The following is a 15259-nucleotide window of genomic DNA, read 5'->3' on the forward strand; positions in this document are numbered from 1 at the left end:
CAACTAAATATAGCATTTAACAAACTGAAAAACAACAAAATAAAAAAAACAACACCTTAAAACACACGTAAATAAACATATGTTTACACATCGCCATTATTGTTTCAAAAAAAACAAAAAGACAAAAAAAAGCAGCGCATATGTTAGTATGCGCTGCTTTTAATTATCAATTATTTAATTAATCCGGTACTACAATCTTAGCTATTTTCAACTCTCCATCTACATCTACCATCATTACAAAATATACACCCGATAAACTTCTATTCGCCACCAATCTACCGGTCTGATCAAACACTTTTAAATTAATCACATCCTCAGGTTCTACAACAGCTCTGTTTTCAACTCTTAACACCTCTTCCTCAACTAGCTCTACAGACTCTTCACAATCATCTGATGTTGTAAACACACTAGAATCCTCTACATACCACGTCCAATTCAATGTACTAAACGTAACGTCATCAACCTTAACACAAGATAAATTTGGATTCCCTAATATGTTAAAACTATCATTAGGCACTCTTGAATTGAAGTCATTCTTAAACTTTAATTGTTCTAATTGATTATTTTTAACATTCACTATAATCAAACACTTATTCTTATCTAGATCTAAAGTCCCTAGCAATAAATTATTCTCAGCACTTAACACTATAAGATTTAAAGCCGCACTAAGATCTAAAGATGTTAGCTTATTATTATCCACATACAAATGAGTCAACGATTGCTTATACCTTAAATTTATGTCTTCTAATAAATTAGCTTTCACCTCAACATACTCCAATTTCTCATTTACAGCTAAATCCAGATTCGTCAATTTATTAGACCTTAAAACCAGTCTTTTTAAATCAACATTATTACTTAAATCAATACTTGTCAAGCTATTTGTTCCTGCATACAACTCACATAGTAAAGACAAACCTGACACATCTAAACTAGCCAACTTATTCGCACTTACATTCAACACCCTCAACAAAGTATTACTAGACACATCAAGCTGTTCCACTTTGTTAGCAACCATATGAAGCTCTTCAAGAGAAATAAAATACGCTATCCCTGTCATATCAACAATTCCTCTATTGGAAATATCTAAGAACTTCATCTCGCCTACAGCCGTACTTGGATCAATAGAACCATTCACAAGCCCATCCAAATCTAAGCCCATAAAGACCATATACTCTTCCAAAGTGTCAAATTGCTCTAAAGTTTCACCTTCAATTAAACAATCAAATGAGAAAGTACTTACAAACGGATTGTTACAAATATTCAAAATCTGCAAAGCCTCATGAGACTCTAAATCTACCAAATGACCAATATTATTATGATTTAAATACAACTCTTTTAGATACAATACTCCTGATAAATCAATCGTATCAATTTTATTGAATCCAGCATATAAATATTCTAAATTTGGATTCTGACCTAGATTTAAGCTTTCCAACTCATTAGACTTCACTTCTAGCAACTCTAATAATAAATTGAAAGAAACATCCAAGTCATCAATCTGATTCTCACTAAGCCCTAATCGTCTTAGTAATGGATTAGAAGATACATCTACACCTGTTAGTTTGTTCCCTTTTAAATACAACTCTTCCAAATTAGCATTACCAGACACATCTAAAACCTCTAAATGGTTGTAATTCATACTAACATGTTTTAAACTAGTATTCTGACTTAAATCAACCACCCTAAACTCGTTAGCATCTGCCACCAACACCTCTAATCCTATAAGATGCTCTATTCCATTTAAATCTGTAATTCTACTATTAGAAATATTCAAATGTTTGATTGCAGCCAAAGCCGGACTTGGATTCACCACACCATCCACTACATCATCATAACCATGTTTCACTAAGAACCTTTCAAAGGTCATTTGCTCTTTACAAGTAATATCAATACAATCACTCGTTAAATCATTTAAAACATCACAAACATCCCCAATTCCGTCCTTATCTAAATCCTCTTGACCTGGATTTGGTGTATCTATACAATTATCCACATCGTCTGTTACTCCATCATTATCCGCATCGTCATCACACGCATCTCCAATTCCATCATTGTCCGCATCAGCCTGATCTGGATTCGCAACACCAACACAATTATCAACTTCATCATCTATTTTATCTTCGTCCTCATCCTCAAAATCTTCACAAGTAGCTAAATCCAAATTGATATCTCCCTGCACCCAATTATTGTTCTCATTTTGATATTCGAACCATCCTGAAACACCATAATTAGCATTCTTACTATTAGCCGCTAAACCAATCTGGAATCCATAATAATAACTCGCTGGCTTATGTCTTACTGGTTTTTCCTGCCCTGCATTATCTCCAAGCCCAACTAACTTACTTGTACTAGCATCCAAAATATAATACGCCCAGTCTTGATAATTATCTCCTGCTTTTCTACGTTCATTTTTATAAGATCTTCCTAAGGCTTTCCATTCATTCCAGTTTTTCGCATCTTTTAAATTATACTCAATTGACCACTTATCGTCTTCATCATTAATGTTAATTAAAGTACCTCTCAAAGTCGCACTACCATCTGAATACCTAACCAACTGACCTGCATTGTTCTCAAAATAGAACCTTGCTCTTGAACCTTTATAATTACTTAACCACATTGCATGATTACTCTCACCATCCTTACCTTCATACTGAGCAATACAAGACTCATTCGCTGTTATATCCGTATTATCTGATGAGTCCGTATCATCATCGCTTGGAACCTCATCTTCACAAGCCCCCAAATCTGTCCATTTAACCAACGATTCAACCGGCTCTTCATTAGTACTTGAAGCTACTGCCTTATACAATATATCTAAATGAACCACATAATCCCCAACATCATACGTTGTACCATACTCCCAAACAGGAGCATTCTCACAAGTCAACTCCTCATCACACGCATCTCCAATTCCATCATTATCACTATCTAACTGATCTGCATTTGCATCATTTATACAATTATCTACCGCATCAGCCACACCATCATTATCCACATCTGCACAAACATTTTCATTCGCATTTAAATAATCTGCATTCGGTGTCGTATATCCTGAAGCACTTGTCACAACCCCATTACCATCAACAGTTAATCCAGCACCAAAACTTCCAATACCTAAATAACCATTCTCATCTGCATCACTAAACCCTGCCTCTACAACATCCAAACAACCATCTCCATCTGCATCTTGATCTATATAATTAGGATAAGTATCTGAGAACTCTTCCGAATCAGCTACCTCATAATCCACATTTCCGCTATCAACACCAGCAATAGCCTGCACCGCATCAGGAATTCCATCTTCACCAACACTTCCCACCAATCTTCCATTAACATTTGGAATATTATGACCTGCCTCATCCGCATCGTAAATTCCATCATTGTCAGAATCTAAATCCAAATAATCTGGCACTCCATCCCCATCAAAATCGCTTGTACAACTTGTCTCCAACATATCCGAATACACCTCAAAAACACTAATACCATACACTTCTGATTTCAATTTATCAAAACCATCTGGAGTAACTCCACCATATATCGATTCTAATAAAAACTCAAATGAATACAGTTCAACTTCACCAGCAGGTAGCGTACACCTAAATTCAATTGGTATCCATTTTTTAGCATTCAACTGTGTTCTTTCTTCGGTTGTTAAAATTTTATTAACTATCACAACTCCTTTACTGGTATTAAATTTAATTACAGGCCCTAACTCAAATGAAGTATACTCAGGAGAATAATCAAAATAGAAAGCCTTGATAATAAGTTCTTGCTTAACTTCAAACTTTGGAGGACTGGCATAGGTGAATTTTCCGGTACCAGGTCCAGACTCCTCATCGTAACCATTGATATATATATTATTTGTTGGCACCACCTGACCACCGGTCTCTAAAACATAATCCTTAGTACTAGACAAAACAATATTAGCCCCAACAACATTAGAAACAGAACCCTCATCATACAAGAAAGAGCCTCCAAAAGACACACCAGAACCTGGCACTACAAATTCAGTACAAGACTCAACACTATTTAAAATTCCGTCATTATCCGCATCCTCATCACAAACATTACCTAGACCATCATTATCTGCATCGGCTTGATCTGCATTGGAAACATGCATACAATTATCAACATCATCAGTAACACCATCGTTATCTGAATCATTATCACAAGCATCTCCCAACCCATCTTCATCTGCATCTAATTGATTTGCATTGGTTGTATTTACACAATTATCCAAATCATCTGTCACACCATCATTGTCCGCATCATTATCACAAACATCTCCTATACCATCTTCATCCGCATCCAATTGATTAGGATTAGAAATATTTAAACAATTATCTAAATCATCTGCAACACCATCATTATCACTATCTAATTCACAAGCATCTCCCACTCCATCCTCATCGTTATCTACCTGACTAGAATTTTCCGTCAACTTACAATTATCTGTATCATCATCTACACCATCATTGTCATCATCTTCATCACAAACATCCCCTAAATCATCACGATCGTTATCCGCTTGATCTGCATTCGCAATATTCGCACAATTATCAACCTCATCACTAATCCCATCATCATCTTCATCCTCATTCACTACTGGAATTCCAGCATTCATACACCTTGCTCCATCATTTTTAGAACTAGATGGCCCATTGGCAAACAATACAGATATAATAGAATCGCCCGGACTAAGTAGATGTACCGATTTTACTCTATAAATTCTACCATTATCATTAAAAGACACATAAAAGTCTCCCAAACTATCAAAATAAACAGCACCAAACGCACCATTATAACCATCTAAGATTGGCACCAAACCTAAATCCTCTACATCTCCATTTTCTGGATTGATTTTATACAAATGATTTCCACCTTTTGTCACAGTATACAATTGCCCATCATTGGCATTAAAAGCCCAGTCATGTATATCCAAACTCTGAGACAGGTTTATGGATCCTAAATAATCTAAATAAGTATCCGAACTTGGATTTAAATCTACCTTGTAAATCTTTGACTCACTTTTTATATAATAGATCCCTTCGGAATTTACATCACCCACAAAACTTCCACTTACCGGAAGACCGCCAATCTTAAATTCATCTTTTTCAAAAGTTTGCGAAACTCTAATCAACTTTTTAGAACCAATACTTCCCCATATATTTCCATCTTTAGGGTTAAAACCAACAGCATTTATATCACCCGATATAATATCTTGTTTTGCCAATACAGTTTCCCCAGAACCCAGATCTACCGTATAAATATCATTTGCCTGAAAAAGGTAAGCACTCTGATTACAAACAACAGCACTATCATCTATAGGGTCACAAACATCTCCTATACCATCATTATCTACATCTGCCTGATTTGAGTTTTGGTCATACCTACAATTATCCTCACAGTTTGGTATGCCATCATTATCAATGTCATCATAAGCCATAGCAACTCCATTTACTATAGCTCCCATTGGACTGGCACTATTTGCTGTACTAACAACGTTAAAATTCACACCATCAAAACGAATTAAATTATAACTCGCCCCTCCAGATCCATTTGCATAGAATTCATAGAAATCAATTCCATTTGGAGTAGACATTCCCAACATATTAACATTTAGACTAGGAGCTGGTATAGGAAACCCTACCTGAGCAAAGCTCACTCCAACTCTCCTCCATAATCTACAAGCAACACTTCCTCCTATATTTACAAATTCAAAAAACGCTTCTCCGTCATTTGTAGCAATACCTAAAGTACCAACACCCATTGTTGTTGGATTGGAAGTACTTGTTGTAGTAAAGCTAGCTCCATCAAAATCCCAGACAGTCATATGAGACACACCTGTTCCATTATTGGAAAATTCGTAAAACGTCTTATTATCTGCAGTAGCGACTCCTAAAACACTCAACCCAATCTCTGGAGCAGGTACCACACCCGCTGGGGTTAAGTTTTGCAAATCAGAAGTCCACTTGGTACTAAATGACGTAACGCCATTATTAAAAAAGTCATAAAAAGTCGCACAATTATCTTGCGAATAACCTTTTAACGATAAAAAAACAAACAAGGCAACAAGCCAAAGCTTAGGAATAATTTTCTTTTTCATAAGGGGTAAAATTTAATGAATCACAATTTTTTTTTGAAATAAAAAACAACCTACCAGAAGACAAACTACAGAAACAACTGTAGCCTAAAAATTTGCTCTTTAGCCTTCCCAAAGAACAAAAACAATCCCAATAAATAATTTTTTAATATCTAGCAATTTTTTCAAAGCCAAAGGGGTATCCAGCTGAGAAACAGTTAAATGTAAATAAAATTTATGACATAAAAAAACTACAGCCAATTATTCCCTAAATTTGCAGCTAGAAAACACACTAAAATCATGTCCAAAAAAGATATTAGAGCATTAACCAAAGACCAACTTAGAGAATTCTTTGTTTCACAAGGAGATAAAGCTTTTAGGGGAAATCAAGTTTACGAATGGCTCTGGAGTAAATCCGCTCATACGTTTGAGGATATGACAAACATTTCCAAAGATACGCGAGCTATGCTCGAAGAAAACTTTGTAATTAACCACATTAAAGTTGACAATATGCAACGTAGTAATGATGGTACTGTTAAAAACGCTGTAAAACTACATGATGGCCTCATAGTAGAATCTGTTTTAATCCCAACAGACTCTAGAACGACGGCTTGTGTTTCTAGTCAGGTAGGTTGTAGTTTAGATTGTGAATTTTGTGCTACCGCTCGTTTAAAAAGGATGCGTAATCTAAATGCCGACGAAATTTTTGATCAAGTTTCGGCAATCAATCAAGAAAGCCTACACTACTACAACCACAAACTCTCTAACATTGTATATATGGGAATGGGAGAACCCTTAATGAACTACAACAATGTTATAAAATCTATTGAAAAAATTACAAGTGAAGAAGGCTTAGGTATGTCTCCTAAAAGAATTACCGTTTCTACTTCTGGATTACCCAAGATGATAAAAAAATTAGCAGATGACGAAGTAAAATTCAACTTAGCCGTTTCTCTGCACTCTGCCATTGAAGAAACCAGAAACAAAATAATGCCTTTCTCTAAAAACTTTCCGTTAACAGACCTACGTGAAGCTTTAGAATACTGGTACGAAAAAACCAACAACAGAATCACCTACGAATATGTTATCTGGAAAGGGATTAATGACAAACAAGAAGACATTAATGCACTTGTTAAATTTTGCTCCTATGTACCATGCAAAGTGAACTTAATTGAATACAACCCAATTGATGACGGGGAATACCAACAAGCAAGCACAAAAGCAACAGATGCTTACATGAATACATTAGAACGAAACGGAATTGTAGTAAATGTTCGTCGCTCTCGTGGAAAAGACATAGATGCTGCCTGTGGACAATTGGCCAACAAGAGTTAAGCAATAACACAAACTCTTTAAATCTGTTCTAAACAGAACTAAAACATCCTAAAATCACTGACTTAACTTTTTTTTCATAATTTAGCAACCGATAAGCTTTAGGGGTGTTTCCTATTGACTATTGATTATTTGCAATTGACTATTTAGACAATACACAATAAACAACATTCAATTAAGAGACTGAGAATTACCCTTTGAACCTGAATAAGTTAGCACTTACGTAGGAAAAAGCACGGTCGTAGACCGTTTTATTATGAATGTAGCAATGCAAATACATTTCTAATTTCAAGCAAGGCTCTCTTGCAAAGGTTATCAAAGTATTTTTTAATCATTGAATCTTTCAATTTTTGAACACAAACGTGATAACAATTAAAGTAAACAATCAATCCAAAGAAATTCCAGACAGTAGTTCTGTAGCGCAACTATTACAGCAACTAGAACAACCTGAAAAAGGAATTGCTGTCGCCATCAATCAACAAATAATCACCAAAAACAACTGGGAAACCCAAGAAGTTTTAAACGGTGATGATATATTGATTATACAAGCTACGCAGGGAGGATAAATAGTCCAGAGTCATTAGTACAAAGTACTGAGAAACTCTCATAAAAATATAACACGAACACCAATGTACTCGGTACTCAGTACTTAGTACTTAATACTACACAGAGATGAAAAACAAAGACACTGCACCAAAGGAAGGACAAATTACAAGAAAGCCATTTCCTAATTCAAAAAAGATTTACGTACAAGGTAAAATTCACCCACAGATTAATGTGGCAATGCGTGAAATTAGCCTGAGCGACACCAAAGATTCTATGACAGGTAAATTAACACCTAATGAACCTGTTACTGTTTATGATACTTCTGGACCTTATACAGATCCTAACAAAGAAATCAACGTACACAACGGTATCGAAAGAATTAGAGAGCAGTGGATTTTAGATCGTGGAGATGTAGAAGAGTTAGATTCTTTTTCTTCTGAATATTGTAATGAGCGTTTAAACGACAAAAGTTTAGACCACATGCGTTTTGATTTAAAACACAAACCAAAACGTGCTAAAAAAGGACAAAACGTAACACAGTTACACTACGCTAAAAAAGGAATTATTACTCCAGAAATGGAATACATTGCAATTCGTGAAAATCAGCGTATTGATGAAATGACAGAAATTAGAAAGCAACATCCAGGAGAACATTTTGGAGCTTCTATTCCTGCAAAAATCACCCCTGAATTTGTACGTGAAGAAGTTGCTAGAGGTCGTGCAGTAATACCATCCAACATTAACCACCCAGAAGCAGAACCTATGATTTTAGGTAGAAACTTCTTAGTAAAAATAAACGCAAACATTGGTAACTCCGCTACTACATCGTCTATTGAAGAAGAGGTTGAAAAAGCAGTATGGGCTTGTCGTTGGGGAGCAGATAACATTATGGATTTATCTACAGGACAAAATATTCACGAAACTCGTGAGTGGATTGTACGTAACTCTCCAGTGCCAATTGGTACCGTACCTATTTATCAAGCGTTAGAAAAAGTAAACGGTGTTGCCGAAGACTTAACATGGGAAATTTTCCGTGATACGTTAATTGAGCAAGCAGAGCAAGGAGTAGATTACTTTACTATTCACGCCGGAGTATTGTTACGTTACGTACCTATGACTGCCAAACGTGTTACCGGAATTGTATCTCGTGGAGGATCTATCATGGCAAAATGGTGTTTAGCTCACCACAAAGAAAGTTTCTTATATACGCATTTTGAGGAAATTTGTGAAATCTTAAAATCTTACGATGTTGCCTTTTCTTTAGGAGATGGATTACGTCCAGGTTCGGTTGCCGATGCCAATGATGAAGCTCAGTTTGCAGAATTAGAAACTTTAGGAGAATTAACTCAAATTGCTCGTAAGCACGAAGTACAATGTTTTATTGAAGGACCGGGTCACGTGCCAATGCACATGATTAAAGAGAACATGGAAAAGCAAATTGAAGTTTGTGACGAAGCTCCTTTCTATACATTAGGACCTTTAACAACTGATATTGCTCCAGGTTACGACCACATTACTTCTGGTATTGGTGCTGCTATGATTGGTTGGTACGGATGTGCTATGTTATGTTACGTAACGCCAAAAGAACACTTAGGGTTGCCAAACAAAGAAGATGTACGTGTAGGTGTGGTTACTTATAAATTAGCGGCACATGCTGCCGATTTAGCCAAAGGACACCCAGGTTCTCAACACAGAGATAACGCACTAAGTATGGCTCGTTTTGAATTCCGTTGGGAAGATCAATTCAACTTAGGATTAGATCCAGAACGTGCATTAGAATACCACGATGAAACATTACCAGCAGACGGAGCAAAAGTGGCTCACTTCTGTTCTATGTGTGGACCAAAATTCTGTTCTATGAAAATTTCTCAGGAAGTACGTGATTTTGCTGCCGAAAACGAAATTTCTGACGAAAACGAAGTATTACAAAAAGGAATGGAAGAAAAATCTCAAGAGTTTAAAGACAAAGGATCGGAGGTGTATCTTTAGTCAATTACAAATTACGAATGTTCAATTGCGAATTAATTGAACATTCGTAATTCCTAATTCGTAATTCCATGATTGTACTCATTGCACCAGAAACAGACATCCCAAACGAACTTGAAATACTCAACAAGTTATTTCAAGAAGGATTAGAATATTATCATTTCAGAAAACCGCATAAGAACTACCAAGAACACTGTGATTATTTAAATCAAATAGATCAAAAATATCACAACAGAATTGTAGTTCATTATTTTCATGAGTTGATAAACAAATACCATTTAAAAGGAATTCATTTTCAAGAGCAGAAACGTAGAGATTGTTTAGACACACCTAGTGATTATTTTGTAAAACTAAATAATATGTATGGTAAAACCATCAGTAGTTCTTTTCACGAACCAGAAGAATTAGAAAATTGTGATTTCGAATTTGACTATCATTTACTAAGTCCTGTTTTTTCTTCTATTTCTAAACAAGGATATGAAGGTCGTGGTTTTAATGTCAATCATATCAACAAAACCATTGTAGGTATGGGTGGTGTTACTACCGAGAATTTAGGTGAATTTGACAAACTAGGTTTCAAAGGAGTTGGAGTTTTAGGAGGGATTTGGAATAGCAAATTGCCTATTGAAGATTTTAAATTGATGAACAGTCACTTCGAGTAAATTTCTGTAATGGAATGAAAGAAATTTGTATCGAGAAGTTTTCGATACATTTTATTCCTCTACGTTTCATAAAACACTCAAACTGACAAATAAAAAATGAAAGAACATAAATACATATTGACTATCGCTGGCCATGATCCATCCGGAGGTGCCGGACTTACTTCAGACATTAAAACGTTTGAAGCACACGGTTTTTATGGACTTTCGGTTTGTACAGCAATCACGGTTCAGAATGATATTGATTTTGCAACGTGTATTTGGATAGAAGAAGCTATAATTATTGCTCAAATAGAAACTTTATTTGATCGTTTTGAAATCCCAGTTGTTAAAATTGGCATCATCAAATCCTGGGAGACATTGTCTATTTTATTAGACAAACTACATGCTTTAAACCCTGATATTAAAATCGTCTTAGATCCAATCATCAAAGCAACAGCAGGTTTTGATTTTCATACTACCGAAAGTCAAGATTTACTAGATAAAATTTGGAAAAAATGTTACTTCATCACTCCAAATTATGATGAAATTCAATTGTTGTATCCCGAAAAAGACATAGAAGACACCATTGAACATATTAGTAGTCTCACCAACATCTATCTAAAAGGCGGACATAGAAAAGATAAAAAAGGTTGGGATGAATTGTATCATAGTGGAATTGTAATGGTAAATATTCCACCAATTGCCACAACCATAAAAGAAAAACATGGTAGCGGATGTGTATTATCTTCTTCATTGGCTTGTAATTTATCTTTAACACAAGAACTAGAAGATGCGTGTAAAGCTACTAAACAGTATGTAGAAACTTTTTTAAATTCGGATGATTCTTTGTTGGGAACGCACATAAGAATTGAAGGATTGGAGAATATGAGAAGTTCAGAAATTAAGAATTCTAGGAATGAAGTATTTGAGGAGTCTAAGAGTAAAGAAGAGCTTGATAACCAAAACCCATTAAACTCAATTTTTTATGGAGAAAAGTAAAAGTTTTGAAGATTTATTGGTTTGGCAAAAAGGACATGAATTTGTGCTGTCGGTTTATAAAATTACCAAGCTATTTCCAAAAGAAGAAATTTATGGACTTACATCACAGTTTCGAAGAGCAGCTGTATCCATCACAGCAAATATTGCAGAAGGTTATAAGCGATTAAGTAATAAGGAAAAACTACGTTTTTATAATATCGCTCAAGCCTCGTTAGAAGAGTGTAAATACTTTTTGATACTGTCTCGTGATTTAGAATACACTGACCAATTTCAAAAACTTAATGATTTAATAAATGAAGTAAGTAAAATGTTGAACGCTTATTGTAGAACTATTGCTAATAAAAATTACTCATAATTTCTAAATTCTAAACTACTGAGCTTCTATAATTCTTAACTTCTACAATCCTCAATACCTAAAAAATGACCATCAACAAACTCCACTATATATCACAAGGAAGCAACCCTAAAGAGCATCTAGAAAACATACAACAAGCGTGTCAATCTGGTGCTGAGTTGGTGCAACTACGTTTAAAAAATCTATCTGATAAAAAGATTCTAAAAGCTGCTGAAGAAGCTAGAGAGATCACCAATCATTTTCAGACAAGATTAATTATAAACGACCACTATAAAATAGCTAAAGAAATTAAAGCGGACGGTGTTCATTTAGGATTAACGGACACAAATCCAACACTTGCAAGAAAAGAATTATACTCTTGGCAAATTATAGGAGGAACGGCAAACACCCTACAAGACTGCCAACAACGTATACAAGAAGAAGTGGATTATATTGGTTTGGGCCCGTTTAGATTTACCAACACCAAAAATAATTTAAGTCCAATATTAGGTTTAAATGGTTATCAATTAATTATTGAAGAGTTAAAAACCGAGACTCCAATTATTGCCATTGGTGGTATAACTGCAGATGATATTTCTGACATCTTAAACACAGGAGTTTCTGGTATTGCGATGTCTGGAGAAATTACAAAAGATTTTAATCAGATTAGAAATATTAATAAAATTTTACAAGCAGGTAATTCACAAGAGCAGAAGTATAATTTTAGCAACTAACCTCTAAAACAATGGCCAATAAAACACAACCCACCAATGCAAATGTAACGGACTTTATCAACACTGTTGAAAAAGAACAAAAGCGCAAAGATAGTTTCGAAATCTTAAAAATGATGGAAAAGCTAACAGGGGAAAAAGCTGTAATGTGGGGAGAGAGTATTATTGGATTTGGACAGTACAGCTACAAAACAAAATCGGGTATAGAAGACAATTGGTTCACCTGTGGTTTCTCGCCCAGAAAAGCAAATATTTCCTTATATCTAATGGGTTGTGACATCAAAAAAAGTCAAGACCTGTTAGACAAATTAGGAAAACATAAAACCGGTGTAGGCTGCTTATACATTAACAAATTAGCAGATGTAGACACCCAAGTTTTAAAAGAAATAATACAAAGAACAATTTTAGAAGTTAAGAAGTAAAGTAGTATAGCTCGTTTCCGAGCAGGAGTTAAGGATTGTAACAAATCCGAACTCCTTCACTCCTCAAATTCTTAAATTCTTAACTACTTAAAAACATGGACACATTAAAAATCGCAGATAAAGAGTTCAACTCTAGATTATTTACAGGAACAGGAAAATTTAGTTCTAACGACTTGATGGCCGATGCCATTCTAGCTTCAGAAAGTGAATTGGTAACAGTCGCTTTAAAACGAGTTGATGTAGACAACGAACAAGACAAAATGCTACAAAGTATTAGTCAACCACACGTTAACCTACTACCCAATACTTCTGGTGTAAGAGATGCAAAAGAAGCTGTGTTTGCTGCACAATTAGCTAGAGAGGCGTTAGAAACCAACTGGATTAAATTAGAAATTCACCCAGACCCTAAGTACTTATTACCAGATCCTATAGAAACATTAAAAGCTGCAGAAGAATTAGTAAAATTAGGCTTTGTAGTAATGCCATATATTCACGCAGACCCTGTTTTATGTAAAAGACTAGAAGAAGTAGGAACGCAGTGCGTTATGCCTTTAGGAGCTCCTATTGGAACTAATAAAGGATTAAAAACTATGGATTTTTTAGAAATCATTATAGAGCAAAGTAATGTACCTGTAATTGTAGATGCTGGTATTGGAGCACCTTCTCATGCTGCGTATGCAATGGAATTAGGTGCAGATGCTGTATTAGTGAACACGGCCATTGCAGTTTCGCAAAACCCTACAACTATGGCCAAAGCATTTAAAATGTCCGTAGAAGCGGGTAGAATGGCTTACAATGCAAAACTAGCAACCATTAAAAAACATGCAGAGGCGAGTAGTCCGTTAACCAGTTTTTTACAGTAGCGATGTATATAGGAGTTCAGAATTTAAGAAGCTATAGTTCCCTTTGGGAACAGGAGTTAAGGAGTATAGAATATCATTACGATTCTTAACTCCTGCTCGTTTACGAGCTTTAACTTCTTAAATTCTGAACTCCTCAAAAAACAACAACAATGAAAACATTCCAAAACATATTCGATACCTACAACTGGGACGAAACCCTCTCAAGCATCAATGCTAAAACAGCACAAGATGTAGCGCATGCTTTAAACAAAACCAAAAGAGATTTAGAGGATTTTAAAGCCTTAATTTCCCCTGCTGCCACTCCTTACCTAGAGCAGATGGCACAACAAAGTATGGCCATCACTAAAAAGCGTTTTGGAAACACAATTCAGATGTATGTGCCTATGTACCTGTCTAACGAATGCCAGAACATATGTACGTATTGTGGATTTAGTATGACCAACAAGATTCCTCGTAGAACCTTAACCGATGATGAAATTCTAAAAGAAGTCGCGTTTTTAAAAGAGAAAGGATACGATCATATTTTATTGGTAACAGGAGAAGCCAACAAAACAGTTGGAGTTCCCTATATAAAACATGCTATGGAATTGATTAAAAATCAATTCTCTAACATTACCATTGAGGTACAACCACTAGATCAAGATGAATATGAAGAATTAAGAGAGGCTGGTCTATATGCTGTTTTGGTCTATCAGGAAACATACCACAGAGCAGAATACAAAAAACATCATCCTAAGGGTAAAAAATCTAATTTCAACTACCGTTTAGACACTCCGGATAGATTGGGTAAAGCTGGAGTTCATAAAATTGGAATTGGAGCTTTATTTGGTTTAGAAGATTGGAGGGCTGATAGTTTTTTTGTGGCCTTACATTTAAAATACCTACAGAAAACGTACTGGAAAACAAAATACTCTATCTCCTTTCCTAGGTTACGCCCTCACAGTGGTGGTTTAGAACCAAAAGTAGAAATGACAGACAAACACTTAGTACAAACTATTTGTGCTTTTAGGTTGTTGGACGAAGATGTAGAACTTTCTATGAGTACTCGTGAAAGTGAAGAATTTAGAAACAATATTGTGCATTTAGGGATTACTTCTATAAGTGCAGAATCTAAAACAAATCCCGGAGGTTACACTGTAGACCCGCAAACCTTGGAGCAATTTGAAATTTCTGATGAAAGACCAACAGAGGATATTGCTTTAATGCTATCTAACCAAGGACTAGAACCCGTTTGGAAAGATTGGGAAACGTTTAATTAGTATTAAGTATTAAGTAATGAGTACTAAGAACAGTAGCTACTCAATACTTTGTACTTTGTACTCA

At 35.3% G+C, this 15259-nt stretch carries 11 protein-coding genes and 1 riboswitch; of the genes, 10 read left to right on the forward strand and 1 reads right to left on the reverse strand.

Going from position 1 to position 15259, the window contains the following annotated elements; genetic code table 11:
- Positions 1–178: 178 nt before the first annotated feature.
- Positions 179–6106 carry a thrombospondin type 3 repeat-containing protein gene (locus ACXHHC_RS09645; protein ID WP_458226162.1) on the reverse strand — a complete coding sequence of 1976 codons (5928 nt, stop codon included), beginning with the start codon at positions 6104–6106 and terminating at the stop codon, positions 179–181.
- A gap of 276 nt (positions 6107–6382) precedes the next feature.
- On the opposite strand from ACXHHC_RS09645, the gene rlmN reads away from it, so the two are divergent.
- The 10 genes from rlmN to thiH all read left to right on the forward strand — a co-directional run bounded on the left by rlmN (position 6383) and on the right by thiH (position 15195).
- Complete coding sequence (gene rlmN / locus ACXHHC_RS09650) at positions 6383–7417, forward strand: 23S rRNA (adenine(2503)-C(2))-methyltransferase RlmN (RefSeq protein WP_458226163.1); 1035 nt, start codon at positions 6383–6385, stop codon at positions 7415–7417.
- Between the two features lie 90 nt (positions 7418–7507).
- Positions 7508–7661: riboswitch (TPP riboswitch) on the forward strand.
- 115 nt (positions 7662–7776) lie between these two features.
- A complete protein-coding gene (gene thiS / locus ACXHHC_RS09655) occupies positions 7777–7980 on the forward strand; it encodes a sulfur carrier protein ThiS (protein WP_458226164.1) in 204 nt (67 codons plus the stop codon).
- Between the two features lie 106 nt (positions 7981–8086).
- On the forward strand, positions 8087–9949 hold the full coding sequence (gene thiC / locus ACXHHC_RS09660; protein WP_458226165.1) for a phosphomethylpyrimidine synthase ThiC: 1863 nt from the start codon (positions 8087–8089) through the stop codon (positions 9947–9949).
- 68 nt (positions 9950–10017) lie between these two features.
- Positions 10018–10608: a thiamine phosphate synthase gene (locus tag ACXHHC_RS09665; RefSeq protein ID WP_458226166.1), complete on the forward strand. Its 591-nt coding sequence runs from the start codon at positions 10018–10020 to the stop codon at positions 10606–10608.
- Positions 10609–10704: 96 nt separating this feature from the next.
- Positions 10705–11586, forward strand: a complete 882-nt coding sequence (locus ACXHHC_RS09670) for a hydroxymethylpyrimidine/phosphomethylpyrimidine kinase (RefSeq protein ID WP_458226167.1) — start codon at positions 10705–10707, stop codon at positions 11584–11586.
- A complete protein-coding gene (locus ACXHHC_RS09675) occupies positions 11573–11941 on the forward strand; it encodes a four helix bundle protein (RefSeq protein WP_458226168.1) in 369 nt (122 codons plus the stop codon). The genes ACXHHC_RS09670 and ACXHHC_RS09675 overlap by 14 nt, the downstream gene beginning before the upstream one ends.
- Before the next feature lie 65 nt (positions 11942–12006).
- On the forward strand, positions 12007–12654 hold the full coding sequence (gene thiE, locus ACXHHC_RS09680) for a thiamine phosphate synthase (protein WP_458226169.1): 648 nt from the start codon (positions 12007–12009) through the stop codon (positions 12652–12654).
- A gap of 11 nt (positions 12655–12665) precedes the next feature.
- Complete coding sequence (locus tag ACXHHC_RS09685) at positions 12666–13073, forward strand: DUF1801 domain-containing protein (RefSeq protein WP_458226170.1); 408 nt, start codon at positions 12666–12668, stop codon at positions 13071–13073.
- Between the two features lie 95 nt (positions 13074–13168).
- Positions 13169–13936 carry a thiazole synthase gene (locus ACXHHC_RS09690; protein WP_458226171.1) on the forward strand — a complete coding sequence of 256 codons (768 nt, stop codon included), beginning with the start codon at positions 13169–13171 and terminating at the stop codon, positions 13934–13936.
- 149 nt (positions 13937–14085) lie between these two features.
- The gene (thiH, locus tag ACXHHC_RS09695) at positions 14086–15195 is read left to right on the forward strand and encodes a 2-iminoacetate synthase ThiH (protein WP_458226172.1); all 1110 of its coding nucleotides are present in this window, start codon (positions 14086–14088) and stop codon (positions 15193–15195) included.
- The last annotated feature ends 64 nt before the right edge of the window (positions 15196–15259 follow it).

The organism is Wenyingzhuangia sp. IMCC45574 (assembly GCF_054182685.1).

Excerpts from the sequence above, each read along its gene's own strand:
- ACXHHC_RS09645 (WP_458226162.1), bottom strand. The coding sequence starts at position 6,106 with ATGAAAAAGAAAATTATTCCTAAGCTTTGGCTTGTTGCCTTGTTTGTT.
- rlmN (WP_458226163.1), top strand. The coding sequence starts at position 6,383 with ATGTCCAAAAAAGATATTAGAGCATTAACCAAAGACCAACTTAGAGAA.
- thiC (WP_458226165.1), top strand. The coding sequence starts at position 8,087 with ATGAAAAACAAAGACACTGCACCAAAGGAAGGACAAATTACAAGAAAG.
- ACXHHC_RS09665 (WP_458226166.1), top strand. The coding sequence starts at position 10,018 with ATGATTGTACTCATTGCACCAGAAACAGACATCCCAAACGAACTTGAA.
- ACXHHC_RS09670 (WP_458226167.1), top strand. The coding sequence starts at position 10,705 with ATGAAAGAACATAAATACATATTGACTATCGCTGGCCATGATCCATCC.
- ACXHHC_RS09675 (WP_458226168.1), top strand. The coding sequence starts at position 11,573 with ATGGAGAAAAGTAAAAGTTTTGAAGATTTATTGGTTTGGCAAAAAGGA.
- thiE (WP_458226169.1), top strand. The coding sequence starts at position 12,007 with ATGACCATCAACAAACTCCACTATATATCACAAGGAAGCAACCCTAAA.
- ACXHHC_RS09685 (WP_458226170.1), top strand. The coding sequence starts at position 12,666 with ATGGCCAATAAAACACAACCCACCAATGCAAATGTAACGGACTTTATC.
- ACXHHC_RS09690 (WP_458226171.1), top strand. The coding sequence starts at position 13,169 with ATGGACACATTAAAAATCGCAGATAAAGAGTTCAACTCTAGATTATTT.
- thiH (WP_458226172.1), top strand. The coding sequence starts at position 14,086 with ATGAAAACATTCCAAAACATATTCGATACCTACAACTGGGACGAAACC.